At 38.7% G+C, this 26,786-nt stretch carries 29 protein-coding genes, 1 pseudogene, 1 riboswitch and 1 other annotated feature; of the genes and pseudogenes, 5 read left to right on the top strand and 25 right to left on the bottom strand.

Annotated elements, in window-relative coordinates:
• Positions 1–673 precede the first annotated feature (673 nt).
• The 4 genes and pseudogenes from VXN63_RS10725 to VXN63_RS10710 all read right to left on the bottom strand — a co-directional run.
• Positions 674–811 (bottom strand): hypothetical protein, encoded by a 138-nt coding sequence (locus VXN63_RS10725; RefSeq protein ID WP_327758077.1) that lies wholly within the window; start codon positions 809–811, stop codon positions 674–676.
• Positions 812–1,196: 385 nt separating this feature from the next.
• Entirely contained in the window at positions 1,197–1,937 is a 741-nt protein-coding gene (locus VXN63_RS10720) for an SDR family NAD(P)-dependent oxidoreductase (RefSeq protein WP_327758076.1), read from the bottom strand.
• 103 nt (positions 1,938–2,040) lie between these two features.
• The gene (locus tag VXN63_RS10715) at positions 2,041–2,616 is read right to left on the bottom strand and encodes a TetR/AcrR family transcriptional regulator (protein ID WP_327758075.1); all 576 of its coding nucleotides are present in this window, start codon (positions 2,614–2,616) and stop codon (positions 2,041–2,043) included.
• A gap of 233 nt (positions 2,617–2,849) precedes the next feature.
• Positions 2,850–3,080, bottom strand: a pseudogene (locus tag VXN63_RS10710) (GNAT family N-acetyltransferase); the annotation flags it as partial.
• A gap of 404 nt (positions 3,081–3,484) precedes the next feature.
• Between VXN63_RS10710 and VXN63_RS10705 the strand changes: the two are divergent.
• Both VXN63_RS10705 and VXN63_RS10700 read left to right on the top strand, forming a co-directional pair.
• Complete coding sequence (locus tag VXN63_RS10705) at positions 3,485–3,856, top strand: hypothetical protein (protein ID WP_327758074.1); 372 nt, start codon at positions 3,485–3,487, stop codon at positions 3,854–3,856.
• Positions 3,853–4,041 carry a hypothetical protein gene (locus VXN63_RS10700; protein WP_327758073.1) on the top strand — a complete coding sequence of 63 codons (189 nt, stop codon included), beginning with the start codon at positions 3,853–3,855 and terminating at the stop codon, positions 4,039–4,041. Before VXN63_RS10705 ends, VXN63_RS10700 begins: the two co-directional genes overlap by 4 nt.
• 208 nt (positions 4,042–4,249) lie before the next feature.
• Here the strand turns inward: VXN63_RS10700 and sufB are convergent, their stop codons facing one another.
• From sufB to sufC, 5 genes are read right to left on the bottom strand one after another with little or no spacing between them, the layout of a single operon-like run.
• Positions 4,250–5,644, bottom strand: coding sequence for a Fe-S cluster assembly protein SufB (sufB, locus tag VXN63_RS10695; RefSeq protein ID WP_327758072.1), 1,395 nt, complete (start codon positions 5,642–5,644; stop codon positions 4,250–4,252).
• 30 nt (positions 5,645–5,674) lie between these two features.
• Positions 5,675–6,151: a Fe-S cluster assembly sulfur transfer protein SufU gene (gene sufU, locus VXN63_RS10690; RefSeq protein ID WP_327758071.1), complete on the bottom strand. Its 477-nt coding sequence runs from the start codon at positions 6,149–6,151 to the stop codon at positions 5,675–5,677.
• Entirely contained in the window at positions 6,138–7,376 is a 1,239-nt protein-coding gene (locus VXN63_RS10685; protein ID WP_327758070.1) for a cysteine desulfurase, read from the bottom strand. Before VXN63_RS10685 ends, sufU begins: the two co-directional genes overlap by 14 nt.
• Positions 7,373–8,671, bottom strand: a complete 1,299-nt coding sequence (sufD, locus tag VXN63_RS10680) for a Fe-S cluster assembly protein SufD (RefSeq protein ID WP_327758069.1) — start codon at positions 8,669–8,671, stop codon at positions 7,373–7,375. The genes VXN63_RS10685 and sufD overlap by 4 nt, the downstream gene beginning before the upstream one ends.
• A gap of 20 nt (positions 8,672–8,691) precedes the next feature.
• Positions 8,692–9,468, bottom strand: a complete 777-nt coding sequence (sufC, locus tag VXN63_RS10675) for a Fe-S cluster assembly ATPase SufC (protein WP_327758068.1) — start codon at positions 9,466–9,468, stop codon at positions 8,692–8,694.
• A gap of 373 nt (positions 9,469–9,841) precedes the next feature.
• A riboswitch (Fluoride riboswitch) is annotated at positions 9,842–9,913 on the top strand.
• Between the two features lie 78 nt (positions 9,914–9,991).
• Here sufC and VXN63_RS10670 point away from each other — a divergent pair.
• Together VXN63_RS10670 and VXN63_RS10665 are read left to right on the top strand one after the other, a co-directional pair.
• A complete protein-coding gene (locus VXN63_RS10670; protein ID WP_327758067.1) occupies positions 9,992–11,170 on the top strand; it encodes a cation:proton antiporter in 1,179 nt (392 codons plus the stop codon).
• Between the two features lie 129 nt (positions 11,171–11,299).
• Positions 11,300–12,040 carry a gamma-glutamyl-gamma-aminobutyrate hydrolase family protein gene (locus VXN63_RS10665; protein WP_327758066.1) on the top strand — a complete coding sequence of 247 codons (741 nt, stop codon included), beginning with the start codon at positions 11,300–11,302 and terminating at the stop codon, positions 12,038–12,040.
• A gap of 66 nt (positions 12,041–12,106) precedes the next feature.
• On the opposite strand, the gene VXN63_RS10660 is transcribed toward VXN63_RS10665, so the two are convergent.
• The 16 genes from VXN63_RS10660 to VXN63_RS10585 all read right to left on the bottom strand — a co-directional run bounded on the left by VXN63_RS10660 (position 12,107) and on the right by VXN63_RS10585 (position 25,653).
• Entirely contained in the window at positions 12,107–12,886 is a 780-nt protein-coding gene (locus tag VXN63_RS10660; protein WP_327758065.1) for a GNAT family N-acetyltransferase, read from the bottom strand.
• 55 nt (positions 12,887–12,941) lie between these two features.
• On the bottom strand, positions 12,942–13,607 hold the full coding sequence (locus VXN63_RS10655) for an alpha/beta fold hydrolase (RefSeq protein ID WP_327758064.1): 666 nt from the start codon (positions 13,605–13,607) through the stop codon (positions 12,942–12,944).
• Between the two features lie 109 nt (positions 13,608–13,716).
• Positions 13,717–14,394, bottom strand: a complete 678-nt coding sequence (gene phoU / locus VXN63_RS10650) for a phosphate signaling complex protein PhoU (RefSeq protein ID WP_327758063.1) — start codon at positions 14,392–14,394, stop codon at positions 13,717–13,719.
• 33 nt (positions 14,395–14,427) lie between these two features.
• Complete coding sequence (gene pstB / locus VXN63_RS10645; protein WP_327758062.1) at positions 14,428–15,192, bottom strand: phosphate ABC transporter ATP-binding protein PstB; 765 nt, start codon at positions 15,190–15,192, stop codon at positions 14,428–14,430.
• On the bottom strand, positions 15,193–16,008 hold the full coding sequence (pstA, locus tag VXN63_RS10640; protein ID WP_327758061.1) for a phosphate ABC transporter permease PstA: 816 nt from the start codon (positions 16,006–16,008) through the stop codon (positions 15,193–15,195).
• Between the two features lie 2 nt (positions 16,009–16,010).
• Entirely contained in the window at positions 16,011–16,850 is an 840-nt protein-coding gene (gene pstC / locus VXN63_RS10635; RefSeq protein ID WP_442915311.1) for a phosphate ABC transporter permease subunit PstC, read from the bottom strand.
• 305 nt (positions 16,851–17,155) lie between these two features.
• Positions 17,156–18,085: a substrate-binding domain-containing protein gene (locus VXN63_RS10630; RefSeq protein ID WP_327758059.1), complete on the bottom strand. Its 930-nt coding sequence runs from the start codon at positions 18,083–18,085 to the stop codon at positions 17,156–17,158.
• Between the two features lie 287 nt (positions 18,086–18,372).
• The gene (locus VXN63_RS10625; RefSeq protein ID WP_327758058.1) at positions 18,373–19,791 is read right to left on the bottom strand and encodes an SLC13 family permease; all 1,419 of its coding nucleotides are present in this window, start codon (positions 19,789–19,791) and stop codon (positions 18,373–18,375) included.
• 132 nt (positions 19,792–19,923) lie between these two features.
• Positions 19,924–20,103: a 2-hydroxymuconate tautomerase gene (locus VXN63_RS10620; RefSeq protein ID WP_327758057.1), complete on the bottom strand. Its 180-nt coding sequence runs from the start codon at positions 20,101–20,103 to the stop codon at positions 19,924–19,926.
• Between the two features lie 152 nt (positions 20,104–20,255).
• Positions 20,256–21,122 (bottom strand): MetQ/NlpA family ABC transporter substrate-binding protein, encoded by an 867-nt coding sequence (locus VXN63_RS10615; RefSeq protein ID WP_327758056.1) that lies wholly within the window; start codon positions 21,120–21,122, stop codon positions 20,256–20,258.
• Positions 21,123–21,177: 55 nt separating this feature from the next.
• Positions 21,178–21,879 (bottom strand): methionine ABC transporter permease, encoded by a 702-nt coding sequence (locus VXN63_RS10610; RefSeq protein WP_327758055.1) that lies wholly within the window; start codon positions 21,877–21,879, stop codon positions 21,178–21,180.
• The gene (locus VXN63_RS10605; RefSeq protein WP_327758054.1) at positions 21,872–22,903 is read right to left on the bottom strand and encodes a methionine ABC transporter ATP-binding protein; all 1,032 of its coding nucleotides are present in this window, start codon (positions 22,901–22,903) and stop codon (positions 21,872–21,874) included. The genes VXN63_RS10610 and VXN63_RS10605 overlap by 8 nt, the downstream gene beginning before the upstream one ends.
• 117 nt (positions 22,904–23,020) lie before the next feature.
• Positions 23,021–23,277: a binding site (T-box leader), on the bottom strand.
• A gap of 69 nt (positions 23,278–23,346) precedes the next feature.
• On the bottom strand, positions 23,347–23,706 hold the full coding sequence (locus VXN63_RS10600) for a glycine cleavage system protein H (RefSeq protein ID WP_327758053.1): 360 nt from the start codon (positions 23,704–23,706) through the stop codon (positions 23,347–23,349).
• Complete coding sequence (locus VXN63_RS10595; protein ID WP_327758052.1) at positions 23,703–24,074, bottom strand: Spx/MgsR family RNA polymerase-binding regulatory protein; 372 nt, start codon at positions 24,072–24,074, stop codon at positions 23,703–23,705. The genes VXN63_RS10600 and VXN63_RS10595 overlap by 4 nt, the downstream gene beginning before the upstream one ends.
• Positions 24,075–24,195: 121 nt before the next feature.
• On the bottom strand, positions 24,196–25,239 hold the full coding sequence (locus tag VXN63_RS10590; protein WP_327758051.1) for a YihY/virulence factor BrkB family protein: 1,044 nt from the start codon (positions 25,237–25,239) through the stop codon (positions 24,196–24,198).
• Positions 25,240–25,422: 183 nt separating this feature from the next.
• A complete protein-coding gene (locus VXN63_RS10585; RefSeq protein ID WP_327758050.1) occupies positions 25,423–25,653 on the bottom strand; it encodes a DUF2969 family protein in 231 nt (76 codons plus the stop codon).
• Positions 25,654–25,835: 182 nt separating this feature from the next.
• Between VXN63_RS10585 and VXN63_RS10580 the strand changes: the two genes are divergently transcribed.
• The gene (locus tag VXN63_RS10580; protein ID WP_327758049.1) at positions 25,836–26,729 is read left to right on the top strand and encodes a fumarylacetoacetate hydrolase family protein; all 894 of its coding nucleotides are present in this window, start codon (positions 25,836–25,838) and stop codon (positions 26,727–26,729) included.
• Positions 26,730–26,786: the final 57 nt, after the last annotated feature.

The following is a 26,786-nucleotide window of genomic DNA, read 5'->3' as shown; positions in this document are numbered from 1 at the left end:
TCATATGGCCTTTCTTTTTACACAATTATATGGACTTTATCTTTTGGAGTGAACATTTGTTTTTTTTAAAAGTATTAGATTGAAACATAATTTTTATTATTTTGATTTAATACTTACTGATTATACTATTGATAATTCTAGCTCATAGCTATGCAAAATGTTATCTCCCACTGCGTAGTCCATGAAAAGCTTTTTATGAAGGATTCTACGAATGAAATGGCTACCCATCTGTAACTCATTTTTTCATTAAGAATTAATTAAATAAATATTTTCTTTCTAAAACCCTGTATCAATAATAGTATATAGACGCGTTCGTAAATATTATAAACTGGCAATTTAACTATCATCTTTAAGAAGCTGAAAAAGACTCATGTCTAAAATGAATAATTCGTTTTTAACACTACTTGCTTTATACGTATTGGCACAAAAAGGTCCAACCACTTTTCTATCACTCTAATCTCAACCTCTTCTGAAATTATGCTCGTACAGTGCTTCCCAAAACTTTACCAATCTTCCTTTGTACAAAAATTTGTGCTGAACTATATTGATTCTATTCTTCAATCTCATTTGCATTCAATAATTGTTCCAAATTCAATATAAGTTGGTTGAGCTCAGAGAAGCTCTCAATGACACCTTGCACAGAATATCGTTATTATTATACACCTGAATACATTTATTTAGCAGTTGCTAGAGCTGAAGCTATTTCTGTTACATCGCTGATAGACGTTACTTCATCGACAATCGTATATGATGAGGTCGGTAAGTTGCTGAATTTACCTTTGAACGTTTCTGTTTGCTTTGATACTTTCATAATAATTTCGTAAATAAGTTCGAAGATAGTTTTACTTTTTTATCAGAAAACTAGTCATGAGAAAATTAACTATACTCTTTTTATATTAGTTTATTTTTCATCACTAAAATTAATAAATTCAATTTAAAATTCGGTAGTCATTTCAACAAAAAAAGTCCTTAAACATTCTATAGCGTTTAAGGACTTTTCATTTATTCATTTTTATAACTAGTATACGGCTAGTATCATTTTTCATGTGTTTATAAACCGACGTCTAGTTAAAGTGTTTTTAATCTATTGTTTAAATTCGTTTCTATCGTATCTGTCCCTTTTCCATCGACTGAACATTTAATCATCTTCTTTATTGGACTCAAAAGAATTTTATTAAGAAACATTATAGAAAGGATTAGTTCGAAGCAGTAATCCCACCATCAATTACGAATTCAGCACCAGTAGAATAACTAGCATCGTCTGAAGCGATGAATAAGACCATTTTAGAAACTTCGCTTGATTCACCTACTCTGTTCAATGGAACAGATACGTTTTCAATAAATCCAGCAATTTCTTCTTGTGAATCAATCATAGGTGTTCTGATTGGTCCTGGATGTACAGAATTCACACGGATGTTGTGTTCAGCAAACTCTTGTGCAGCTGTTTTTGTCATACCAGTAAGTGCAAATTTAGAAGCGTCATACGCAACAAATCCGAACTCTCCACGTAAACCATTGATAGAAGAGATATTTACGATAGAACCATTATCCGCTTTTTTCATTGAAGGTAGTACTGCTTTCATACCCATGAAAGGTCCTACCTGATTGATAGCAATCACTCTGTTGTATTCTTCAATTGTAATGTCTTCAATCTTACGGAACAAATCAATTCCTGCATTATTGACAAGAATATTGACAGGACCGAACTCAGCTTCTGCCAGTTCAACAACTTGATTCCACTGATCCGCATTTGAGATATCGTGTTTGATGAATCGTACATTTTCTCCAAGTTCTTGTGAAAGTGCTTCTCCTTGTGCTGACAGGATGTCTGAAAATACAACCTTAGCGCCTTCTTCAACAAACAAACGAACGTGTGCTTCTCCTTGACCTCTTGCTGCTCCTGTAACAATTGCTACTTTACCATCTAACTTACCCATAAAAAATTCCTCCTTATTATATCTTGTTTTTACTTTACGAACGGTCGTAAGGTATAACGTTAAATTTTATACCCATTCATTAAAATGGGTATTATAGACGCATTTAATTGGTTATACCTTTCCAGTATACTTCCCATGATATCGATAATTTTTCATCAAGTTTTTCAATGCTCGATCCTGAATAGATTAGTTCAACCAAGATTCCATCTAAGAGGTTTGAGAAAGACATCACACCCTCTTTAGGCGTTACCTTAATTTCCTCATCTTTTTCAAAGATGAGCATTAAAATCTCTTCTAATTCACGGTTGTACAGATGAAATTGATTCATTACAGTATCCCTTAAGTGAAAAGGTGGCATAAAGGCCATGCGCAAAACAAACTTCAATTCAAGATTTTCTTGTTTCAGATATCGATCTCTATATTTCATTAAAAGTTTGTTCAACATATCTTTTGCCGATTCTTCTTGAAATTCTATGAAAAAGTTTTTCAAAAACGAGACCTCTTTATCGGTGGCATCTTGCATCACCTGAAGAAAAATATCTTCTTTAGTTTTAAAATGCGAATAAACAGATTGTTTTTTTATCCCTATTTCTTTAACAATATCATCTAAAGTTGTGGCTTCGAATCCCTTAACAACAAATTGTGCTAATGCACTTTGTTTAATTTCATCTGCTTTCATCTTTTTCTCCCTTACGTACGTTCGTAAGTATATATTACCAAGCACTATAACAATTGTCAACACCCTATTAATAAACTTTTTTAATAAATAAAGCACTAAATCATCGTCGTTTTGACAGCTTGAGTACTGTTCTAATTGTTCTGCTTGATACCAAACACCAGAACCATCTGGTATATAACTTCGTTTGATATACATCCTTTGTGCTGACCCATAGCCATAATGTAACCGAACGGCTAATGAAACAGATTCACCAATTTTTCTGCTAATTTTTCTGTAGCATCCATCATTTTATTTCCTATCCCATTTTTCTGATACTTGATCAGCACATTTAAATCCACTATTTCGGGAATATTCTTTAATTTAAATGGTCCGCTTTTCGAACAACTTCTAAGGGTGACATATCCAGCAACTTGATTGTCCCACTCAGCAACGATCACTTTCAATTCTCGATTATCTTGTTGATTATAATAGCGCTCAAATAACTCAAGAGACTTTTTCCACCCCTAGTCTTCAAAAGCAAGCACAAATTCCTTCTTATCACTTTCATTCATTGAACGTATAATCAAATTCTCTTCTTGATAATAAATCATTCTAGTTATATCTCCCCAATGTTTTTTTGTCTGTCTCTTTGAGAAATCAATCTGATTCTCTAAATAACCATTTATAGTTATAATATCGATCAATAATTGTATCTACTTTTTACTAGAAAGATTAAATTTAATTCCTTGTATTGATATTTACAATATAGGTAGTAGATACTTATGATATAATTTTAATATATTAAAAGGTATAGTCAAAATTTAAATTTAATTTAAAGATTCATATTTCAAAGGTTTTATAAAACTATTGTATGAAAGTAGGAAAACAGATGGAAAATCCCCAGTTAGATAACGTGATTGAAAACGTAAAAGATTTTAAAGCAGAGAATACTCAAATTCTCAAAAAAAGTATCACTAATGAATTAGTATCTTTTAAAAAAACCTTACCAAAAGAAATTTTAACTGATGAATTGGAAATAAAAGCTGAAAATGAAGTCAATAATAAAATGGCCGAGTTTAATAATAGTATTGATATAAAACCGAAAGCTTTATATTATTCTCTTAAGTCAGAGCTAGAACTAAAGGAAGAAGCTAGTGAAAAAGAACTGACTATTTCTGCCTATGAATTTTTAGAAAAGAATACAAAAAACAAGATTCTAAGAAGGATATTGAGAGAGTTGAAGAGGGAGACTAAAAAATGAATAAACCAGTAGTTAATATGATAATCAAAGCTGGTAAAGCAATTATCACTTTAATATCAAACCAAATTGTTGATTATCTCTCCAGTGAAGAGTTTAGTATACGAGTCAAATTATTTATAGAAGAAATGGTTACTCAACTAGTGAAGCTAGTAGTATCTGAAAAAGATAATTCCGTAAGTAAATGAGAGTTTGTTTATACTTTTTACTTATAGGGAAAATACTTGATCATTAGCACTAAAAAAATTTAAAACTGAGTGTACAGGCTTACAAAATTAAATAAAAACTAAAACACGATTACATACTTAAAAGTTTAAGTATGTAATCGTGTTTTTATAATATGACTTTTACCGAAAATTTAAAGTTATGTTGAATTTCATTTCCAGAAATATATTATTATCCTACTGACCCTTCCATTTCATAGCTGATCAAACGGTTCAGTTCGACTGCGTACTCCATGGGAAGTTCTTTGGTGAAGGGTTCTACGAATCCCATGACGATCATTTCTGTGGCGGTTTCTTCGTTCAAGCCACGGCTCATCAGGTAGTAGAGTTGTTCTTCTGATATTTTAGAAACTTTCGCTTCGTGTTCTAGTGCGACGTTCGAGTTGTGGATCTCGTTGTAAGGAATCGTGTCGGATTTCGACTTGTCATCCATGATGATCGTGTCACACTCGATATGTGAGATCGATCCGCCGGAATTTTTCCCGAAAGTGACTTGTCCACGATAGTTGACTTCTCCACCATCTTTAGCAATCGATTTTGAAACGATTGAGCTGGATGTGTTTGGTGCGTTGTGAATCATTTTTGCACCTGTATCTTGGATTTGACCTGCTCCGGCCATTGCGATCGACATTGTCGTACCACGAGCGCCACGTCCGTTTAAATGGATACTTGGGTATTTCATGGTTGTTTTAGCGCCAAGGTTCCCATCGATCCATTCAACTGTTGCGCCTTCTGCGGCAGTTGCCCGTTTTGTAACGAGGTTATAGACGTTATCTGACCAGTTTTGAATCGTTGTATAACGGCAGTAAGCATCCTTTTTAACGATGATTTCTACAACGGCAGCGTGTAATGAGCTTTCAGAGAATGTTGGTGCTGTACAGCCTTCAACGTAATGTACACTTGCGCCTTCGTCTACGATGATCAAAGTACGTTCAAATTGACCCATCGCTTCATCATTGATACGGAAGTACATTTGTAGTGGCACGTCACAACGGACGCCTTTTGGTACATAGATAAAGGTTCCACCAGACCAAGTCGCTGAATTCAAAGCCGCTAGCTTGTTGTCTGTTGGTGGGACGACTGTTCCAAAGTGTTCTTTGAAGAGTTCAGGATATTCTTTTAAAGCTGTATCGGTATCGGTAAAGACGATGCCTAGTTTTTCGTATTCTTCTTTCATGTTGTGGTAAACCACTTCTGATTCATACTGAGCACCAGATCCCGCCAAGAATTGACGTTCTGCTTCTGGAACCCCCAGACGTTCAAAGGTTTCTTTGATCTTGTCTGGTACATCATCCCAGCTACGTTCTGAACGTTCACTGGATTTACGGTAATAGGTGATATTATCAAAATCAACTTCTGAAAGATCCGCGCCCCATTCTGGCATTGGACGTTTCAAAAAGTGATCATAAGATTTCAAACGGTAATCCAGCATCCATTGTGGCTCTTCTTTACGTGAAGATATGTCTCGGATAATGCTTTCTGTCAGTCCTTTACCAGTATCGTAAATCGACTCGACATCATCGTGGAATCCGTATTGGTATTCGCTTTTTTCTGGTACATTGACCATGATTAGGTTCCCCTCTCGTGAGTGTACTGCTTATTCTGTAATCTCTTCGTGTCTCATCTGTCCGTCTACACCCGTTCCCTGGTTCGCTAAGGCTTTTTCCAAAGCTTTCCAAGAAAGGGTCGCGCATTTGATGCGTGCCGGGAATTTAGAAACGCCTGACAACATCATAGCGTCGCCTAATGCATTCTGATCTTCCGTTTCATTTCCTTGCACGACTTGTGAAAACTCTTTTGATAGATTCAAGGCTTCTTCAATCGGTTTCCCGATGATCGCGTCTGTCATCATACTCGCACTCGCCAGAGAGATCGTACAACCACTGCCGTCGAATCGAACATCTTTGACAACACCGTCTTGGATATTCAGTTGAACTTGAATCACATCACCGCAAGTCGGGTTTCTCAGTTCGATCTGTGTAGTGGATTCATCCAGTGTCCCACGTCTTCTAGGCGTCTGCGAGTGTTCTAGAATCACTGCGCGATACAATTGATCCAGTTTAGTTAAGGCCATTTAAGAAAAACTCCTTTGTAGCGAGAATCGCTTCTACAAACTTATCGGCATCAGCTTTCGTATTGTAGATATAAAAACTGGCTCTGGCTGTTGCCGGTTGATTTAGATACGTCATCAGAGGTTGAGCACAGTGGTGACCGGCTCTGACCGCTACGCCTTCCATATCCATCGCTGTCGCCACATCATGTGGATGGACGCCATCGATATTAAATGAAATGACCCCTGTTCTGAATCTTAGATCTTCTGGACCGAAAATCGTTAGTCCCTTAATCTGTTTCAGTTTCGGCATCACATATTCAATCAGTTCGCGTTCGTGCTGAGCGATATTTTCCATACCGATTCTTTCTAGATATTGAACCGCAACCGCTAGACCGATTGCTCCAGCAATATTGGGTGTCCCTGCTTCAAACTTCCAAGGCAGTTCTTTCCAAGTACTGTCTTGTTCTTCTACGAAATCGATCATTTCGCCACCGAACTCGACCGGCTCCATTTGTTCAAGAAGTGCACGTTTTCCGTAAAGCACGCCAATCCCAGTCGGTCCCAGCATCTTATGCCCACTGAAGGCGTAAAAGTCTGCTTGGAGCGCTTGTACATCGACTGGCATATGCGGAACCGCTTGAGCACCATCAACGACTAGATAGCCGTTTTTCTCGTGTACCCAGTCAGCAATCTGCTGAATCGGATTCACGACACCGAGCACATTGGAGACATGTGTTAAAGACACGATTTTTGTTTTATCAGTTAGTTTGTTTTGAAAATCATCCAAGTCGAGCTGGCCATCTTCCGTCAGTTCAACGTAAACGAGTTTCGCTTGTTTCTTTTTCGCTAATTGTTGCCAAGGAACAATGTTGGAGTGGTGTTCCATATAAGAGATCAGGATCTCATCTCCTGCTTCTACTACCACTTCTCCAAAGCTTCTTGCGACCCAGTTCAGTGAAGTTGTGGTTCCGCGTGTCAGAAGCACTTCTGCCGTTTCAGCGGCGTTGATAAAGTTGCGGATGACTTCACGAGATCCTTCATACTGACTCGTCGCTCGTTCTGCCAAAGTATGCACACCGCGGTGGACATTGGCATTTGACGTATGGTAATAGGTTTCGACCGCATCCAGTACAGTCTGTGGTTTTTGCGTGGTCGCTGCATTGTCCAGATAAACCAGTGGTTCATCGTTAATGACCTGGTTTAAAATGGGAAAATCCTGTTTTAATCGGTCAAACGAATCGGTCATCTAGAAGTCAACTTCCTCTCAATGGTTTCAACCAATTCATCACGAATCGATTTCAGTGGAATCGCAGAGATCACGGATCCTAAGAATCCTCGGATGACTAAACGTTCCGCTTCTGATTTTTCGATTCCACGACTCATTAGGTAGTACATTTCTTCTGGGTCTACTCGACCAACAGAAGCCGCATGTCCAGCGGTTACTTCATTCTCATCGATCAATAGAATCGGGTTGGCATCGCCACGAGCTTTATCTGAAAGCATCAAGACACGAGACTCTTGTTGCGCGTCTGAACCTTTAGCGCCTTTGATGATATGGCCGATTCCGTTAAAAGTTAAGGTTGCACGGTCAAGGATAACACCGTGTTGGTAAATATTTCCTGTTGTACTCTTACCATAGCTGACAACGTTTGAATCAATGACTTGTGTTTGTTTACCGCTACTGATGGCGACTGCTTTTAAATCTGAACTGGATCCGTCACCCATTAGGTTTGTATCCAAATCCGCAATCGTGCTACCGTTGTTCATTACCCCGATGGCCCAATCGATTGAAGCATCACGGAAGGTATGTCCCGCACGGTTAAAGTACGTAGTGGTGTTTTCGCCTAACTGATCTACAGCGGAGAATTTCACTTGCGCACCTTGTTTTGCGACAACTTCTACTAAAATGTTCGCTGCATTCTTTTCCTGACCAGCAGTGAAGAAACGCTCTACATAGTCAAAGCTAGAGTTCACATCTGCATAAACGAGTACGTGTTTGATAAAGCTATCTTCTACTAAACTATTTTGAATAAAAATCGCTTCTAAGGGTTCTTCTACGACCACATTTTTTGGTACATATAAGAATAATCCAGAGTTCATAAAGGCTGCGTGAAAAGCCGTGATTTGATTTTTCTGAGGTTTTACAGCGATCTGCATATACGCTTCTTTGACCAATTCAGAATGATCTTTTAAAGCGGTTTGGATATCGGTAAAGATGACGCCTTTTTCTTTCAAAGATTCTGGTAAAGTCTCAATTACCGTTTCATTACCCGTTTGAACGACACGAGCCGCGTCTGCTTTGTCTTGGATAAACTGAGTGATGTCGACTGACTTAGCTGCTGGTGCACCTGTCAAGTTCGGTACTTGAAACAGTGGCCAGCGGTTATAGCGCAAACGTTCAATGATCGGTAGCTCCAGTTTCTCGATACTGTTCAGCGCTTCTAGACGCAGTTGAAGCATCCATTCTGGTTCCCCTAGTCCTGTCGAGAAGGCCGTTAGAGCGTCAGCATAATCTACGTACTGCTTTTCTTTTGTTACCATAGGTTTTGCCTCCTCTTTTTTTATTCGTGTTCTTCTTCTTTGTATTCAATTCCGAGTTCTTCCATCAAGCCTTTGTATCCTTCAGCTTCCAGTTTGTGCGCTAATTCTGCGCCACCGGTCTTCACGACACGGCCATCCATCATAATGTGGACAACGTCTGGAGTGATGTAGTTCAACAGTCTTTGATAATGGGTAATGATCAGTGAACCAAAGTTCTCGCCACGCATTTCGTTGACTCCTTTAGAAACCACTTGTAAGGCATCGATATCTAGACCTGAATCAATCTCATCTAAAATTGCGAAAGTCGGTTCGATCATCAATAATTGCAAGATCTCATTACGTTTTTTCTCTCCACCTGAGAAGCCTTCATTCAAGTAACGCTCAGCCATCTCTTCAGACATATCTAGTAACGCCATTTTTTCATCAAGTTTGTTGATGAAATCCATAACGCCCATTTTATTGTCTTCGTCACGACGAGAGTTGATCGCTGCACGCATAAATTCTGCATTTGTAATCCCTGCGATTTCACTTGGATATTGAACGGCTAGGAATAGACCAGCACGCGCACGTTCATCTACTTCTAGTTCCAATACGTTTTCTCCGTCAAGAAGGACTTCTCCTTCTGTGACTTCGTAACTTGGGTGTCCCATAATCGCAGCTGATAAAGTTGATTTACCGGTTCCGTTGGGTCCCATGATGGCATGGATTTCTCCTGTCTGCATTTTCAAATTAACGCCTTTTAAAATTTCTTTATCTTCAATGGATACATGTAGGTTCTTGATTTCTAATACAGCCATTATGTACCTTCCTTTTCTCTATGATTTTTTAGCTACGCCAGTTAAAATCTTTACGCGTATACTCTTTCATTTTAGTTTAATTGAGAACGTTTATCAAGGTCTATAGATGACTCAAATTAAGCAAAACAACGCGAAATGTTGTCGTATCAACACTTCCAGATTATAAAAATTATTATCTAGGAAAGAATATAAAACAGTTCCTATTTTATTATTCTATTTTACTTGGTGATGATGACATAAAATGAGCACTTAAGTTGTACTTTTAGAAGTAGGTCTAACTTATACGCGGACTCGATTCACTCGTAGCTTTAACTATTATATGTGCGCATAATGAATTACCTATTCCTAAAGCTAGTCGAATTGTGCTATACTCTAGTCAAATGGGAATGAATGTCTCCCAAGGCGTAGCCTAAACCGCTGTAAAGCTGATGACTTCTGTGATGTGTAGGCATCCAGGAGTCTCGGCTTTTTTTATGCTCGATTCATCTGGTTGTTTACCAGACTACTGAAAAGGAATGATTTTATGTTAACGAGTTTTGCTTTGATTTTTATCTCTGGAATCGTATTGGGTGGTATAGCTAAGAAACTGGCTTTACCGACATTGATTGGAATGATTTTTGCGGGTGTCTTGATTGGACCGCATGCTTTAGATTTACTGGATGATTCTTTGCTTTCGATTTCTTCTGATCTGAGGAGTATCGCACTCGTCATTATCTTGACTCGAGCTGGTTTGTCACTCAATGTGACGGAGCTCAAGAAAATCGGGCTACCCGCTCTCTTGATGAGTTTCATCCCGGCCGTACTTGAGATTACAGCCATCACCTTACTCGCACCACTCTTTTTTGATTTAACTTATATCGAGTCCGCTTTGATGGGTTCGGTTGTGGCGGCCGTTTCTCCTGCGGTTATCGTACCGTTAATGCTCAAGATCAAAGCGTCTGGTTATGGTCAAAAAAGAGGAATTCCTCAACTTGTGCTTGCGGGTGCTTCCTTAGATGATATCTTTGTAATCGTCTTGTTTTCGTCTTTCTTGTCTCTGGCAGCTGGTGGAACGGTCACCGCTCGTCACTTTTTGACGATTCCCGTTTCGATTGTTTTAGGCAGTTTGTTGGGTGTCGCTACTGGACTCCTTCTTGGACAATTATTCAAAAGGATCTCGTTGAATCCAATGACTAAAGTGTTGATCACGTTGAGTGTGTCTTTCTTGTTATTGGCATTAGAAGACATTTTAGAAGGAAGAGTGGCTTTGTCTGGCTTGCTGGCGATTATGAGTATGGGAATCGTTTTGAATCAGTTGTATCCAAACGTGTCCACTCAGTTATCGAAAACGTATTCCGGTCTTTGGGTCGGCGCGGAGATTTTATTATTTGTGCTGGTCGGTACGACGGTTGATTTGCGTTACGCTCTGACGGCTGGTCTGGCTGCGATTGTTTTGGTTATCGGGGCGTTATTATTTAGAATGCTAGGCGTTTGGATCAGTTTGACGCCTTCTAAATTATCAAAAAAAGAAAAACTTTTTACGATGATTGCCTATACGCCAAAAGCGACCGTGCAAGCAGCGATTGGTGGGGTTCCGTTAGCGATGGGACTGGCGAGTGGAGAGCTGATCGTGACGGTTGCGGTGTTGTCGATTTTGATCACGGCTCCTATTGGGGCTTTTGCGATCGAACAGACTTATAAAGTCTTACTGGACAAACGCTAACTTGTTTCAGAAATTCGACAACTCGCTTTTAAAACAAGGAATCTATTAAAGTTTTTTATGCACGGAAACGATGATACGGTATACTGATAAAGACCTGAATCCAACAGGTGTTTGAAAGGATGATGTACGATGAAACCCGTTATTGGAATACCTGGAAATATCTTAACGAACTTTAGCCCTCGCTATAATAGCTTACCGATTACTTATACGCCACAAGGTTTTGTGGAAGGCTTACACGCTGCTGGCGCTTTGCCGGTCGTGTTCCCGATTTCAAATGAAGAAAATGCCAAACAATATGTAAAAAGTGTTGATGCAATCGTTTTGGCTGGTGGTCAAGATGTGTCTCCACTAACTTACGGTGAAGAGCCGCACATGAAATTACAAGATACGAGTCTTGAGCGTGACAAGTTTGAAATGGCCGTTATCAAAGAGGCGTGGGCAGAAAATAAACCCGTCTTAGCGATTTGCCGTGGTCTACAGATCTTTAACGTGGCGTTCGGGGGCACCTTATACCAAGATGTCTCTCTTTATCCAGAACTTGGCTTGCAACACGTGCAAGAATCTACTCCCGAAACAGCGGCACATACGGTAACACTTGAAGAAGATTCTTGGCTTGGTCAGTTATATGGTAAAAAAGCCAGTGTGAATTCTTATCACCACCAAGCCATTAAAAAATTGGCGGACGGTTTACGACCAGTCGGCTGGTCATATGATGGGTTGATTGAAGCTTTTGAAAGCAGCGATGATCAACATATCACAGTTGGCGTTCAGTGGCACCCTGAATTGATGATTCATAACAGTGACGCCGCACAAGGTTTGTTTGATGCTTACGTACAAACCGTGATTGACTGGAAAAAGAAACAAGCTTAATTGAAATTAAAACAAAACGAAGCAGCGACCTTTTTCGGTCACTGCTTCGTTTTTTAATAATCTAGCTTAGGATTTTTTACGCGTCGTAACGTAATACGTGTCATAAGCTTCTTTCATCTTGTAACCTAATGATTCTGCTAATTTCACCGAACCCCAATTGTCCGCATCCCAACTTGGATACTTCTGATTGTCCAGGCAATCCAGTATTAAAGCTGCAGAAGCGACAGCCGCGAGTCCTTTTCTTCTATAGTCTGGATACGTCGCTACTTCAATTTCAATTCCATCATCAAAAATACTAAAACTCGAAGCCCCACTGACCACTTTATCTTCACGCATCACAACGTAGCCGACACCTCTATTTAAGAAATCTTCGTTAGACTCGAAATTTCCAGTAAAGTCTTGTGACAGTTGGTGTAAGGACGGCAGTTCAATCACTGCCTGATCAATTTTTTTAATACTATAAGGCTCTGGTAAATGAGCAACTAAGTTTTCTAAGTGTGTTTGGTCAAAATATTCTGAGCTATGTTCAAAGCGGTATCTAGAATATTTTTCAAAAGCACCTGCGTGAACTGTCTCTAGTTTTTGTTTCCAACCTTCTGACTCGGTAATAATCAAGACATCTTCTTGAATATTGTTCAACATCTCTTCCGCTGCGGGTGAAGTATGGTCCCCTGCATAAAAGGTGAAAATACTCACTGTGATTTGAGCAGCCGTTGGGTTCTCTAAATCATCTACCCATGCTTCTCCCATATGACCTTCTAAATAGGTCTGGATCATCGTTTCCTCTAAGCCTGCAAACAGTTTTTCAATTTTATCGTTTACCGTTTTATCTGCTTTAACTAGCATCGTTCTACCTTCTCTCTAGTGATAAACCAGAGTAACTAAGCCAGCTAAAAGACGCTCAACGACGGATAAATGCACTGAATACATCAGCCATTTTATCCGTATCGATAATATAAGAACTGTGGTCTTCATCTTCTAGTATGTGTAACTCAGCCTCTGGTATATTCTTTCCAATGGTTCTGTACATGGATCTGTAAAAAAGATCGTGCTCTCCCGCTGTAACCAATGTGGGCACTACGATGTTCTTCAACTCTTTTGGATCAATATTTGGTTCATTCAACATCAAGTAAAACATCGGGTCTTTTGTTTCTTCGTACCGCTCTTGAATTTTTGTTAACGGGGCTTTCTTCCAGTCTTTTGGTGAAAGGTTGGGACTTAAACTGATTAGTTTATCTAAGTAGCACTCTTGTCTGATACCGAGTAGTAAAGCAATAATGCCTCCATCGCTGAACCCTAGTACCGTAACGTTTTCTAATTGGAGTTTCTGGATAAATTGATGAATATCTTCCGTTAAATCTTGATAATTAAAAGATTCATTTGTCTGGGTACTCTTTCCATGATCTCGGCTATCTACCGCATAAACGGTAAATGATTTATTTAGTTGAGAAACTAGTGCATCAAAGATGTGTAAGTCTTCACCGTTTCCATGTAACAAGATCAGGTTTGGACCTGCTCCGGTCACCTCATAATTTAATTCAATTGCTTGATTGATTTTGATTTTCATATGTACACCGTCCTTTCTGCGCTACTCCACCAGTATACCGCAAGAAAGTAATCCAAGGTATAAAAAAAGCGCCTTTTCCCTTTTAGGAATCGGCACTTCGTAATCAAATTTACAGATTTTCGTAACTATTGTGTGTATTCAGTTCTTGAATCTCGCCTGTTTCAAAGTAAACGATCCACTCAGAGATATTTGTAATGTAATCTCCGATTCGTTCGATATAGGTGCTAGCCATCATATAGTCGGTTGCGCCTAAAACCAGTTCAGGATCTTTTTTCATTTCAGCAATACACGCTTCTTTAATGTCGTGCGCTAAGCTATCAACTAAATAATCATATTTTGCAATCTCAACCGCTTTCTCGGAGTCATATTCAACGTAAGCTTTTAAGACATCTTCACCCATTTTTTTGATCTTCTCACCAGCATCTGAAATCATACCTTCGATCATGGTGTTCCGTTTATTGCCCTTAACACGAATGGTTGATTTGGAAATACTAACAGCATGGTCTCCCATACGCTCAAGATCGGCAGAAGCTTTCATAACCGTAACGATCTTTCTAAGATCTGTTGTAACGGGTTGTTGTAAGGCAATCAGTTCGATACACGCTTGTTCAAGATCATGTTCGAATTGATTGATCTCTTTATCTTCATCAATGACGCCTTTTGCAAGCTCTTTATCATGCTTAACAAAAGCCTTGATCGATTTATAGATTGCTTCATTGACTTTACAGCCCATTTGATAAAACTTTCTGTGCAACTGTTCTAACTCTTCATCATACGCTCTTCTCATTTTACATTCCCTCCTATTTTCATTGAAAGTTGCTTAACCGAATCGACCTGAAATATAATTTTCTGTTTCTTCTTGATCTGGGTTTGTAAAGATTTTACGTGTATCAGCGTGTTCGATGATGTGACCATTCAAGAAGAAGGCTGTTTCATCAGATACACGAGAAGCTTGTTGCATGTTATGTGTGACCATAACAATAGTATAATCCTGTTTCAATTGAGAAACCAATTCTTCGATTTTAGCTGTAGAAATCGGATCTAAGGCACTCGTCGGTTCATCCATTAGTAAGACTTCTGGTTCTACCGCTAAGGCTCTAGCGATACAAATTCTTTGTTGCTGCCCACCAGAGATGGATAAAGCATTACGGTCTAAATAATCTTTGACCTCATCCCAGATAGCCGCTTGTTTCAAACTACGTTCTACAATTTCATCTAATTCAGCTTTCTTTTTGATCCCATGTGTACGAGGTCCGTAAGCAATGTTGTCGTAAATACTTTTCGGGAATGGATTTGGTTGTTGGAATACCATACCAACTTTTTTGCGTAATTGGTTGATATCTGTTTTGCTTCCGTAGATATCTTTTCCATCTAACTCTACTTTTCCTTCAATACGGCAGTTCTCAACGAGATCGTTCATTCTATTCAGTGTTTTAATGAACGTTGATTTTCCACATCCAGAAGGTCCAATAAATGCTGTAATCTTTTTCTCAGGAACCTCAAGATCCAGTCCATGTAATGCCTGGAAATCTCCGTACCATAATTTAAGATCTTGAACTTTAATTTTTGAAGTTTTTGTAGCCATTTATTTTCCTCCTTTAGATAATCGAGAACTGACAAGAGTTGAAAGACCGTTTAGTATCAGTACAAATAGTAGTAAGACAACCGCAGTTGCATAAGCTTCATTAACGTGGAAGCCTTCACTCGATAAAACATACATGTGTAGCGCTAGTGTTCTACCTGAACTGAATACTGAACTGGGAAGGTTTGTTGATGAACCCAAAGTATACAGTAAGGCGGCTGTTTCTCCAATGACACGTCCACTCGCTAAAATAACTCCAGAAAGAATTCCGGGCATCGCAACTGGGAGAACGACCGTAAAAATTGTTCTTAGTTTACCAGCGCCTAAAGCATAACTGGCTTCACGAATTGGGCGTCCAGTAGAGATCAAAGCCTCTTCCGTTGCACGAATGATTAATGGTAACGCCATGATTACTGATGTTAAAATCCCCGCTAAAAGGGAAAATTGAAAGCCTAGAAATGTTACGAAGAATAAGAAACCGAATAAACCATAAACAATTGATGGTACAGCCGCTAATGTATCTGTAGCCATACTAATCGCCTTAACGATTGGATTTTTTCGATTTGCATAATCTACAAGATAAAATCCAGTAAAAACGCCAATTGGTGTAGCAATCAATAGGGTCCCGCCTACTAAATAAAGAGTTGTAATGATAGCTGGCATCATTGAGACATTAGACGAATTGTATTTCCAAGCGAATAAGTCTGGTGTCAAATAGCGTACACCATTGATTAGAATAAAGAAGATAACGTAACCGAGCATACCGAAAGTGATCGCAGAGGCTAAATAGACTAAGCCACGTAAAAATTTTGAACCCATGATTATTTAGCCTCCTTGTTTTTAAAGTAAAGAAAGACCGAGTTAATGATCAAGATAAAAGCAAACAAAACAACTGAAGTCGCAATCAATGCATCACGATGTGGCCCACTTGCATAACCCATTTCAAGAACAATATTAGTCGTCAGTGTACGGACACCTGACAGTAAATTGTTCGGAATGATTGGCTGGTTTCCAGCAATCAATACAACTGCCATCGTTTCGCCGATTGCACGCCCAATTCCTAAGATAATACTGGATACGATACCCGACTTAGCAGCTGGAATAAGCACAGCGAATACACTTCGTTCTTTTGTCGCGCCCATTGCGATACTACCTGTGTAATAAGAACGCGGTATTGCTCTTAAAGCCGCTTCAGACAAACTAATGACAGTTGGCAGAATCATAATGCCCAACAAGATTTGAGCTGTCAAGACACTGAACCCTGTTCCACCAAGCCACGGATGTGTTCTTACGAACGGTACAAAAACCCGTAGTGCGAAGAATCCATAAACGATAGAGGGAATGGCAGCCATTAAATTTACTGCTGGTTTCAGTATTTTGTATAAAATCGGTGGACAAAATTCTGCCATGAACACAGCTGTCAAAATTCCAACTGGTACGCCCAAAACAACCGCACCTAAAGTCACATAGATAGATCCTACAATCATCGGGAAAATGCCAAATAATGCTGGATTATTAGACGGTGTCCATTTCTGACCAAACAAGAAGTCGCCAATACCATATTCTGCAATAAATGGTGCGCCATTTGCGAATATAAATACGATGATCAGTAGGAGTGCGATGATTGAAAAACTCGCTGATAGGAAAAAGATTCCCTTCATAGCTGTTTCTTTGCTATTCTTCAAAATTAACATCCTTTCTTCGATAGAGATAACCAAATTTTAATGAGTAGATAATAATAGATAAAAACAAATACAAATTTGTTGATCTCTATCCAAACAGTCGACAAAACTTTAAAAACGCATAAAAAGGGTTAAGAGCCGAATTTTTTAAAATTCGGCTCCACCCCTTCAAAGCTAGACTTAAGATTATTTAATTGTACTATTTTAAGCGAACAGAATCTGTTATAAGGGGAGACTTATGTTGAATAGATCTGCTTAAATATTCGAATCGTTAAAATAGACGATTAGTTCGATACGTCTTCCCAAGTAGTTACTTCACCAGTAAAGATTTGTTGAACTTGATCTAAAGTTAAATCTTCAAGTGGATTTTCATTGTTTACAATTACAGCAATACCATCTAAAGCAATTGCTTCATGTGAGATTGTAGCGCCTTCTTCTTCAGTAATTTCACGAGAAGCCATACCGATATCAGCTGTTCCATCTTGAGCTGCAGTTACACCAGCACTTGAACCTGTAGCTGAAATATCAAATGACACATCTGGATACATTTCCATAAATGCTTCAGATAACGCTTCTGCTACTGGCGATACTGAAGTTGAACCTGCCAAGCTGATTGTTCCTTCAATACCTTCAGCTTCTTCGTAAGCTGCTGCTTCTGCATCGATTTTGATGTATCCTTCGCCTTCAACAACATCTTGTCCTTCAGCTGAAAAGATGAAATCCCAGAACTCTTGAGCAACTGGAGAAAGATCTTCACCATAAGCCATGTTGAATGGACGAGAAATTGCATAATTTCCATCAACGATTTCTTCATCAGTCGGAGCAGCTCCATCGACGTTTACACCTTTGACTTGGTCATCCATTGAACCAATTGAGATGTAACCAATACCATTAGGATCGCCTGCAACTGTTGTAATGACTCCGTTCGTACCGTTTTGGATTGTTGCTTGCTGATACGTATTGTCAGTGTCGCCGTCTTCAGATAACACGCCTGTGATTTCGTTGAAAGCATCACGTGTACCAGAACCGTCTTCACGAACAACAACATTCATCGTTGATGAAGTATCAAAGTCACTTGTTGCTGCGCCTTCATCAGTCGTGCCTGTGCCAGCTTCTGTTTCGTCTGTACCTGTATCCGCTGCGTTATCACATGCTGCTAATAATGCTGTTGCGCTAAGTGCCATAATCCATTTCGATGCGTACTTAAGTTTCATTTTAAATCTCCTTCTGATTAAGTTATGTGATGGACAGTTTATCTTGCCCTCGGTTCTTATACTACAACCCGATTGTTGATTCATTGCTGAGATTATGTGTAGTTCATGTAAATGAATGTAAATTTAATGTAAATACAGAAGAAATCCCAAGAAGATATTCCTTTTAAACCTTTTCCCTAAAGCATTTCTGAATGTAAATGTTCTACAATTTGTGGATTTAATAAAAAAAATTCTTATCTTAAATGATTCAATTTACATTGAACAAGTTAAGATAAGAATCAAAGTTTTTAGAAATTCAATAATATTGGTTGTAGGAAATAGACTGCCATTACAATGACGACGATACTGACGATGTTCATCCAGAATCCTGCTTTCACCATATCTTCTATTTTCAGTTCATTTGTACTAAATACAGCTGCGTTGGGCGGTGTAGAGATAGGCAACATAAATGCACAAGAAGACGCTAAAGCAACAACGGCCATAATGCCGTATGGTGAAACCCCAATCCCCGCTGCAAGTCCGACACTGATTGGCATCAGCATATTGGATACAGCAGTGTTAGACATGATCTCCGTCATAAACAATACAGTGGTGGTCAAGATAATCAGAATCACAAAGTAATTGAATTGATCCAAATTGGATAGGATCTCTCCAAACCATAAAGTCAGTCCAGAAGATTCAAAAGCCGCTGCCAGAGATAACCCTCCTCCGAAAAGCAATAGTAATCCCCAGGATAAGTGTTTCATATCGATCCAGTCCAGTAACCTGCCACCTTTTGAACTTGGAATCAAAAAGAGCAAGGTTGCTCCAAAGATTGAAATCGTCGTATCCGAAAGTTCAAATGGAAGGAACCCACCAAAAATCCAAAGCATTCCAATCAATGTAAAGACAATTAACACGAGCTTTTCTTCTATAGACATTGGCCCTAGATCAGCTAACTGCTGCTTTGCAAAATCAGAAGAAATTTCTCCCACCTGTTTCACTTTGAATTTGATTTTTGTAATGTAAAAGTATAAAACAACCATCAAAACAATGGTGATCACAATTCCGAATAAAAACCAGTCCGAAAATGTCACTTCCTGATCTAACATGGTCGAAGCAATGGCTACGAATGCTGCATTAGGAACTGAGCCAACGATTGTTGCCAGTCCGCCTATTGAAGCGGAATAAGCGACCATTAAGAGTAAACCTTTTGAGAAATTTTCCATAGATTCTGTATCAAAAAACTTTTTCTCTCTTATTTCTGAGATCAAGGCAACCGCTATAGGTAACATCATTAGAGCTGTTGCAGCATTCGAGATCCACATCGATAAGAAAGCCGTTGCCAGTCCGACGCCTAAAATGATTCGATTACTACTTGTACCTAGAATCGAAATAATCGTCATCGCAATTCTTTTATGTAAATTCCACTTCTCTATGGCAATCGCTATGGTGAACCCTCCCATATACATAAAGACGATTGGGTTTCCGTAAGCTGCCGCGGCAGTCGCTTGATCTGCTCCACCCGTTAAGGGCAATAGGAAAATCGGTAATAAGGAGGTTGCCGGTATTGGCAAAGCTTCTGTGATCCACCAAATCGCTACCCAAGCTGTTACACCTAACACTGCCCTAGGTGAATTTTCTAACCCTGTAAGATTGGGTAAAAAATATAATACTGAAAATACCAGTGGACCAAATATCAGTCCTACTTTTTTTGAATCGATCATTTTTCTTTCTCCCCATTTCTTGAATCTATTGTAATAAAACCTTCTCAAACAGCGAAATAGTGCCCACCCAGTCGTCAATTGCTACCGGGCAGCACTATTTTTGTTGTGGACTTATTCAATTTAATATTCTAATTAACCTTGATACTGTCCTTTAGTAGCGATATTGGTTTTCTTGATATCGTCAATAATAACCGTGATAGCTTCTTTTTGAGCACCCGTGTGTGTTTCTACTGCTTTAACGATATCTTCTACCAAATGCTTTTTCTGCTCGTCAGAACGTCCCTCAATCATCTCTACATGTACAATCGGCATGTGTATTCACTCCCTTTATTCGTAATCTTTATCATAGCATATTTATACTCGAAAAAAGTCTGCCACTTCAGAATGTTAAGCAAAAAGGCTTACCACCTTTTAAAAAGTGATAAACCTTTGAAATAGCTTAATAAAATTTTGTTTGACTTATTTTATTCAGAAACGGGTACGACTGATCCGCCCCATGTTTCTAAGATATAGTCTTGTGTTTCTTCGCTGTGCAATTCGTCAACTAATTTAAGAATCGCTTCGTTTTCCGCATCTTCTGAGTTAACAGCAATGATATTTGCATATGGAGAATTTTCCAATACTTGGATTGCGATTGAATCTTCAATTGGATTCAGATCATTATCTACTGCAAAGTTTGAGTTGATGAAGACAACATCACCCTCATCGTTATCATAAAGCTGAACCATTAACGCTGGGTCATAGCTTGTTTCAAACTGAAGATTACGTTCGTTTTCTACAATGTCATCAAAAGTCGCTTTTGTAATATCGATGCCTTCTTCTAATTCAATCAAACCTTCATTTTGAAAAATTTCAAGAATACGTCCATAATCTGGTGCATTTGAACTAACGAGGATTTCTGCGCCATCTTCAAGGTCTGCTAAGCTGTCCACACGCTGTGAATAAGCTGCGATTGGTTCGATATGGATTCCACCAACGTTTACGAAGTCGTAGCCGTTTTGTTCAATTTCTGCGTCAAAATAAGGTACAGTCTGGAAATAGTTTGCATCCAAGTCTCCACTATCTAGCGCTGAGTTGATCAATGGATAATCTGTGTAAGAAACGATATCTAGTGTAATGCCTTCTTCTTCTAATTTCGGTGCTACGAACTCTAAAATTTCTGCGTGTGGTGTATTTGATGCACCAATACGAATCGTTGTTTCTTCTTCTGTTGAGTCTGCTGTATCCCCAGAATTTTCATTAGCGGCCTCATCTGATCCGTTTCCACAAGCACTTAGTAATGCAACAGTTCCTGCTGATAGCAATAGTTTTTTCAATAATGATTTTGACATTGTCTTTTCCCCCAAATAAATTGTTTTTTTAAAGTTTGTACACATTTGAATGGTCTTACCTTTTATCGATTCTCTTCACTACAATGTCGCCGATTGCCTGAATGATGAATACAATCAGTACGATCACAATCGTTGCAACGAGAACCACCGTGTTTCGACCTCTCTGGAAACCTTCCAAGTATGCCATATTACCTAATCCACCTGCACCAATGATACCGGCAATGGCTGAGTAACCCACCAATGAAATGGCAGTAACGGTAATACCTGAAACAAGTGAGGGCAAACTTTCTGAAATCAATACTTTGCCGATAATTTCTAATTTACTGGCACCCATTGCTTCGGCTGCTTCCACAACACCCTTGTCAACATCTCTGAATCCAGATTCAACCAGTCTCGCATAAAAAGGAGCGGCGGATAAAATCAATGCTGGAAGTCCAGCACTTGGTCCCGTCATCGTTCCCAACAAAGTTCGAGTAAATGGAATCAGTAAAACAATCAGGATAATAAAAGGTATCGAGCGGAAAACGTTAACGAGTAGCGTTGTAAAGTAGTAAATGGCTTTTGCGAACGCGCCATCTCTTCTACTTGTCTCATATAAGAGCAATCCAAGCACCAAACCGATAATAAAGACGGCAATCAAGGAAGCGAACGTCATATAAAGTGTAGCTTGTGTGTTTGACCATAAACTCTCTAAGTCTACTTCTTCCCAGTTTGTATAAGACTGAAATACTTCTAGCAGGCTTTGTTGTCTACGCATAGTCGATCACCTCAATTTCAATATGATGTTCTTCAATTTGTTTTAATCCTGCTTCAACGTCTTCCGGTCGACCTGTCACTTGTACATAAAGCGAACCGACTGTATCTTCCTGTGACTCCTGGATATTTCCTTGGATGATGTTGATATCTACATTGCATGAGCGAGAAATTTTTGAGATAAACGGACTTCTTACTTCTTCACCTGCGAAAACCAGTCTAGCAATTTTGCCTTCTGGATATTTTCTAGCTAATTCATGAAGAATTGTAATCACATCTTCTGAATCAGCTGTTGTGTCTTGGCGAATAAATTGTTTCGTGATTTCTTGTTCTGGATTTCTGAATACGTTAGAGACTTTTCCTTCTTCAACGACTTCACCTTTACTCATGACGGCTACACGATCACAGATTCTTCTGATCACTTGCATCTCATGTGTGATCAATACGATAGTCAGATTCAACTTACGATTGATGTCTAATAATAGCTCAAGAACATCTTCTGTTGTCTTAGGATCTAAGGCACTGGTTGCTTCGTCACATAAGAGGACCGTTGGATCATTAGCAAGTGCTCTGGCAATTCCGACCCGCTGTTTTTGTCCACCTGACAATTGTGATGGATACGCTTCTTCTCTGCCTTCTAGTCCAACTAAACGAATCAGCTCTTTCGCTCTAGCAACGCGCTTCGCTTTAGGCGCTTTTGCGATTTCCAGCGGGAACATAATGTTTTCTAATACGGTTCTACTCCAAAGTAGGTTGAAGTGCTGGAAAATCATCCCAATTTTCTGTCTTTCTTTTCTCAGTGTGGCGTTTTTCAAAGTATTCAATGCTTTTCCAGCAAGGGATACTTCACCCGATGTCGGTTTCTCTAGGCCATTCAGTAATCGTAGCAAGGTACTTTTCCCTGCACCAGAGTAGCCTACGATACCGTAGATTTCTCCGTCTTCAATCGCAATATTGACGTTGTCTAGAGCAACCACGTCATCTTGTTTTGTTTTGTATACTTTATTGATCTGCTTTAATTCGATCACGGTGTTTCCTCCTTAGGAAAGTGGTTCTGATCTCCCAATTTTCGGGATGTGTTTTTCATGTCTTAGTGATTTTAACAATAAAAAAAGCTTTTGTCCTATAGAATCCATTCGTAGATTCCAAAGGACAAAAGCTTTAGCTTTCGTGTTACCACCTTTATTCGTCTGGTACTCACGTATCAGACCTCAACCAGTACTTGGAAAATTTTCCGTATACTGTGGCACGCTATCGGGTGCAACCGGATCAGGCTTATGACGACTCATTCACCTTACCTGCTCAAAGCTCATTTTCCATCCCGTGCGCATTGCTGCTTTTCACCAATTAGCAGCTCTCTTTGAATGTTTCTTGGATGTACTCTACTTATCATCGCTTATTTATTTGATTCGCATAACTTGTTGTATTTAAGTGATTTTTATATTATCAGGATACTAGTAGACTGTCAAGCTTAATTTTCGTTTCCCCATACTTTATCTGAAAACGTACTGACTCTATCATGATCTGAGCTTGCCAATTCTACGATCCAGTTTTCTGTTTTGTCCGCTGAATTCAGTAATTCTGGTTCATCTTCCACTTCTTTATGAACAGCTTTTACGGTTCCATTGATAGGAATCGTCAGCTCCGTTACGGCTTTAGCACCCTCGACACCTAGTAGTACGTCTCCAGCTTTAAGCTCTACGCCTTCTTCTGGTAATTCCACAAACATAACTTCTCCAATGTCGTCTTGCCCTTTTTCTGATAGGCCAATTCTATAGTTGTCTGCTGTTTTTTCGATCCATACACCAGACTCGTGATATTTCACCGTCATTTTTGACTCTCCTTTTCTTTTTCCCACACTGTTTCATATTCTGCTTCTTTAAATCCAACTGTTAGATTATGTTGATCGAAAGCTAGCGGTCGCTTGACGAGCATGCCGTTTTGTGACAAGAAATCTGCTGCTTCTTGAATCGTCAGATTTGGTACTCTTTCTTTTAGGTTCATTTCTCTGTAAACTTGTCCGCTTGTATTGAAAAACTGTTTGATTGGACGATCTGTTTTCTCAAGCAGCTCAGTCCATTCCTCTTTTGATAAAGAGGTTTCTTTGAGATTGATCCACTCATATGCGATCGATCTTTCGTCCAGCCATTTTTGGGCTTTTTTGCATGTTGTACATGTCGGGTGGCAATAAAATTTCATTTCCATACTCCTCATCGTTGAATCATCTTAATCTATTATAAGGCATTTCACTAAAAAGAAAAAGAGGACAAAAGAAAACGAGTCAAGGTCTCCCCTTGGCCTCGTCTTTTCCTTTAGTGAATTAACCATCCATTCTCGCTTCATCACCGTTTTGTTTAATAGTCTCAAGTTCGTCATCTTTTAGTCGATTCACTTTATAAATGACTTTTTTCAAAATCACTGTATCTTCTTCATCAGGATAACCTGTCCACTCGGAATCACTAATCTGTTTTTCTCTTCTAAGGTCTGATTCATACTCAGGAACAGATTTGCCGTTTTTCCATTCGAAAATGATTGTATTCAAGAGTCCACCAAGTAAGATAATGATACTAGATAGATAAAGGAATAACATTAAAGCTATAAATGCCCCAAAAGTCGCGTTCGCTACTGCGTCTCCACCAGCAACGTTCAAATACAGTGAGAACCCTTGGACAAGGACTAACCAACCGATAGTAGAGAAAATCGCACCTGGAAAAGAATATTTAATTGTTAGATTATGGTTCGGTACTAATCGGTATACAATTAAAAATACGATAAATAAGATCGCAATCAGAACCACATATCTTAAAATTAAGAAGGCATCAATAAATGGTAATTGTAGACCGATAAAATCTTGTACGATATTTAGAATTTGTTCTCCAAAAACAAATAAGAATACTGCAAGTCCAATCACAATCAAAATACCTGTCATTACGAAAACGGAGATGATGCGGGCAATAATAAAGTTGTTTTGCAATGTAGAACCGTAAACATCATTCAAAACTTTTCTAAGGATATTGATCACTTTACTAGCTGACCAGATTGCACCTAACAAACCAATGGATATTACACCTCCACTCCCGCTTTCTAAGTAACTCGCTAGTGTCGGTTCAAGTACATTGAAGATATCTTGAGGAATCACTTCTGACACAAACTCCAGAATATCTGCCGTCGCCACTGGTAGTAATGGGATCAAGTTTGCGATTACCAACAATACCGGCAAAAGAGATAACAGAAGGAAATAGGCCATTCCCGCCGCACTTTGATTGATATCTGCTCGTTCCCAATTGGACTGTAAGATATTAATCAGTCGAATCAGTTTCTTTTTATGAGGAATCTTCTCCTCGAATTTTTCTACTTTTTCCATACTCATCACTTCCTAATACTGTTGATTACCAACAGTTCTTTGTTTCATCATATCATATTCCTATACTCAAACCGTATCGAAAGGCATTTACAATTTTTGGTTCTCCTTAAAAGACTATATATAAACAAAAAAATCCCACACCAAGTTCCAGAATGGGAACTTAATGTGGGACAGTTATTTTGCTTATTGGTCGTGCAAGTTGTATTCAGAAATAATCATCTGAATACCTTCTTCAACCGTTTTTGCAGTCATTTCTTTATCAGATTTATACCAAATCATCGCTTGCTCATCTTGAGCTTGACGAACTGTACCGATCACTTTGTTTTTTACTAAAACTTCAAGTTCAGTTAACGTATCTGACTGATTAGCCGTTTCTATGATTTCAACTTCAATATTTTTATTACGATTAGACATGTGTATCCTCCGTTTATAAGCCATACGCTTTATCTTTTGTCTCTTAAGGATACTTCAAACCAGCCTTTTGAGCAAGAAGAAACAGATTTAAATTCATTATAATTTTATATCTTTAAGCTTTTCGATATAATACTCTGAACAACTATTTTCATTTGTGCCATACCTTCAGGAGGGAAATCCACATGAAACTCGTCCAATACTATACCGCCTTAAATGCTCAAATACAGTTAGGTATTGAATTAACATCTGGTATTCTGAACGTCAAAGCTTTAGCACAACAACTTCAGGATCCTACAAACTACACAATGGAATCTGTCATTCAAAATACTCATTTTTACGAACAACTGAAACGACTACTAGAACATTATCATTATAGAGACTTTGACTCCGAAAAATTTCTTGAACAAAGCGATCAAGTCTATTACCTTCCAGTTGTTCAAGATCCCGAAAAAATTATCTGTGTAGGCATGAATTATGTAGATTACGTTAAAGAAGTTGATGGTGAATTGCCAGTGACGCCCATTTTTTACAATAAATATAATAATGCGCTAGCTGCTCATCAACAAGAAATCCCAGTACCACCAGTGGCTAGAAATGTCGATTATTCTGCAGAATTAATTGTCGTTATAGGTAAAGAAGCATTTAATATTGATGAGAAACAAGCGAGCGATCATATATTTGGCTACACGATTGGCAATAATTTAACAGATCGGAAGATTCAAATGAGCTCTTCTCAATGGATGCTTGGTAAAACACTCAACTTTTTTGCTCCAGTCGGTCCTACTATCATGACTTCAGACGAACTAGTAGATCCTACCAATTTAGCCATTACGTTGAAAGTCAACAATGAAATCAAGCAACAAGGAAATACGAAGGATATGATTTTCACTATTCCTTATATTATTAGCTACTTGTCTCGTCATATGACCTTAAAACCTGGCGACTTAATTTTCACAGGAACGCCTAAAGGGGTTATTACTGGAAAACCGAGAGCTGAACGACAATGGCTTAAACAAAATGATTTGCTCGAAGTTTCGATTCAAAAAATTGGCAAACTTTCTAATCAATTAAAATAATTAAAAACAGTCTTGTTCTTAGTCGTTAAACTAGAGAACAAGACTGTTTTTTTGTAA

This window comes from Marinilactibacillus sp. XAAS-LB27 (genome assembly GCF_036039175.1).
Classification (GTDB): domain Bacteria; phylum Bacillota; class Bacilli; order Lactobacillales; family Carnobacteriaceae_A; genus Marinilactibacillus.
This window is presented reverse-complemented; position numbering and strand designations above follow the sequence as displayed.

Coding starts and splice junctions, on each gene's coding strand:
- VXN63_RS10725 (WP_327758077.1), bottom strand. CDS start 811: ATGAAAGTATCAAAGCAAACAGAAACGTTCAAAGGTAAATTCAGCAAC.
- VXN63_RS10720 (WP_327758076.1), bottom strand. CDS start 1,937: ATGGGTAAGTTAGATGGTAAAGTAGCAATTGTTACAGGAGCAGCAAGA.
- VXN63_RS10715 (WP_327758075.1), bottom strand. CDS start 2,616: ATGAAAGCAGATGAAATTAAACAAAGTGCATTAGCACAATTTGTTGTT.
- VXN63_RS10705 (WP_327758074.1), top strand. CDS start 3,485: ATGGAAAATCCCCAGTTAGATAACGTGATTGAAAACGTAAAAGATTTT.
- VXN63_RS10700 (WP_327758073.1), top strand. CDS start 3,853: ATGAATAAACCAGTAGTTAATATGATAATCAAAGCTGGTAAAGCAATT.
- sufB (WP_327758072.1), bottom strand. CDS start 5,644: ATGGTCAATGTACCAGAAAAAAGCGAATACCAATACGGATTCCACGAT.
- sufU (WP_327758071.1), bottom strand. CDS start 6,151: ATGGCCTTAACTAAACTGGATCAATTGTATCGCGCAGTGATTCTAGAA.
- VXN63_RS10685 (WP_327758070.1), bottom strand. CDS start 7,376: ATGACCGATTCGTTTGACCGATTAAAACAGGATTTTCCCATTTTAAAC.
- sufD (WP_327758069.1), bottom strand. CDS start 8,671: ATGGTAACAAAAGAAAAGCAGTACGTAGATTATGCTGACGCTCTAACG.
- sufC (WP_327758068.1), bottom strand. CDS start 9,468: ATGGCTGTATTAGAAATCAAGAACCTACATGTATCCATTGAAGATAAA.
- VXN63_RS10670 (WP_327758067.1), top strand. CDS start 9,992: ATGTTAACGAGTTTTGCTTTGATTTTTATCTCTGGAATCGTATTGGGT.
- VXN63_RS10665 (WP_327758066.1), top strand. CDS start 11,300: ATGAAACCCGTTATTGGAATACCTGGAAATATCTTAACGAACTTTAGC.
- VXN63_RS10660 (WP_327758065.1), bottom strand. CDS start 12,886: ATGCTAGTTAAAGCAGATAAAACGGTAAACGATAAAATTGAAAAACTG.
- VXN63_RS10655 (WP_327758064.1), bottom strand. CDS start 13,607: ATGAAAATCAAAATCAATCAAGCAATTGAATTAAATTATGAGGTGACC.
- phoU (WP_327758063.1), bottom strand. CDS start 14,394: ATGAGAAGAGCGTATGATGAAGAGTTAGAACAGTTGCACAGAAAGTTT.
- pstB (WP_327758062.1), bottom strand. CDS start 15,192: ATGGCTACAAAAACTTCAAAAATTAAAGTTCAAGATCTTAAATTATGG.
- pstA (WP_327758061.1), bottom strand. CDS start 16,008: ATGGGTTCAAAATTTTTACGTGGCTTAGTCTATTTAGCCTCTGCGATC.
- pstC (WP_442915311.1), bottom strand. CDS start 16,850: ATGAAGGGAATCTTTTTCCTATCAGCGAGTTTTTCAATCATCGCACTC.
- VXN63_RS10630 (WP_327758059.1), bottom strand. CDS start 18,085: ATGAAACTTAAGTACGCATCGAAATGGATTATGGCACTTAGCGCAACA.
- VXN63_RS10625 (WP_327758058.1), bottom strand. CDS start 19,791: ATGATCGATTCAAAAAAAGTAGGACTGATATTTGGTCCACTGGTATTT.
- VXN63_RS10620 (WP_327758057.1), bottom strand. CDS start 20,103: ATGCCGATTGTACATGTAGAGATGATTGAGGGACGTTCTGACGAGCAG.
- VXN63_RS10615 (WP_327758056.1), bottom strand. CDS start 21,122: ATGTCAAAATCATTATTGAAAAAACTATTGCTATCAGCAGGAACTGTT.
- VXN63_RS10610 (WP_327758055.1), bottom strand. CDS start 21,879: ATGCGTAGACAACAAAGCCTGCTAGAAGTATTTCAGTCTTATACAAAC.
- VXN63_RS10600 (WP_327758053.1), bottom strand. CDS start 23,706: ATGACGGTGAAATATCACGAGTCTGGTGTATGGATCGAAAAAACAGCA.
- VXN63_RS10595 (WP_327758052.1), bottom strand. CDS start 24,074: ATGAAATTTTATTGCCACCCGACATGTACAACATGCAAAAAAGCCCAA.
- VXN63_RS10590 (WP_327758051.1), bottom strand. CDS start 25,239: ATGGAAAAAGTAGAAAAATTCGAGGAGAAGATTCCTCATAAAAAGAAA.
- VXN63_RS10585 (WP_327758050.1), bottom strand. CDS start 25,653: ATGTCTAATCGTAATAAAAATATTGAAGTTGAAATCATAGAAACGGCT.
- VXN63_RS10580 (WP_327758049.1), top strand. CDS start 25,836: ATGAAACTCGTCCAATACTATACCGCCTTAAATGCTCAAATACAGTTA.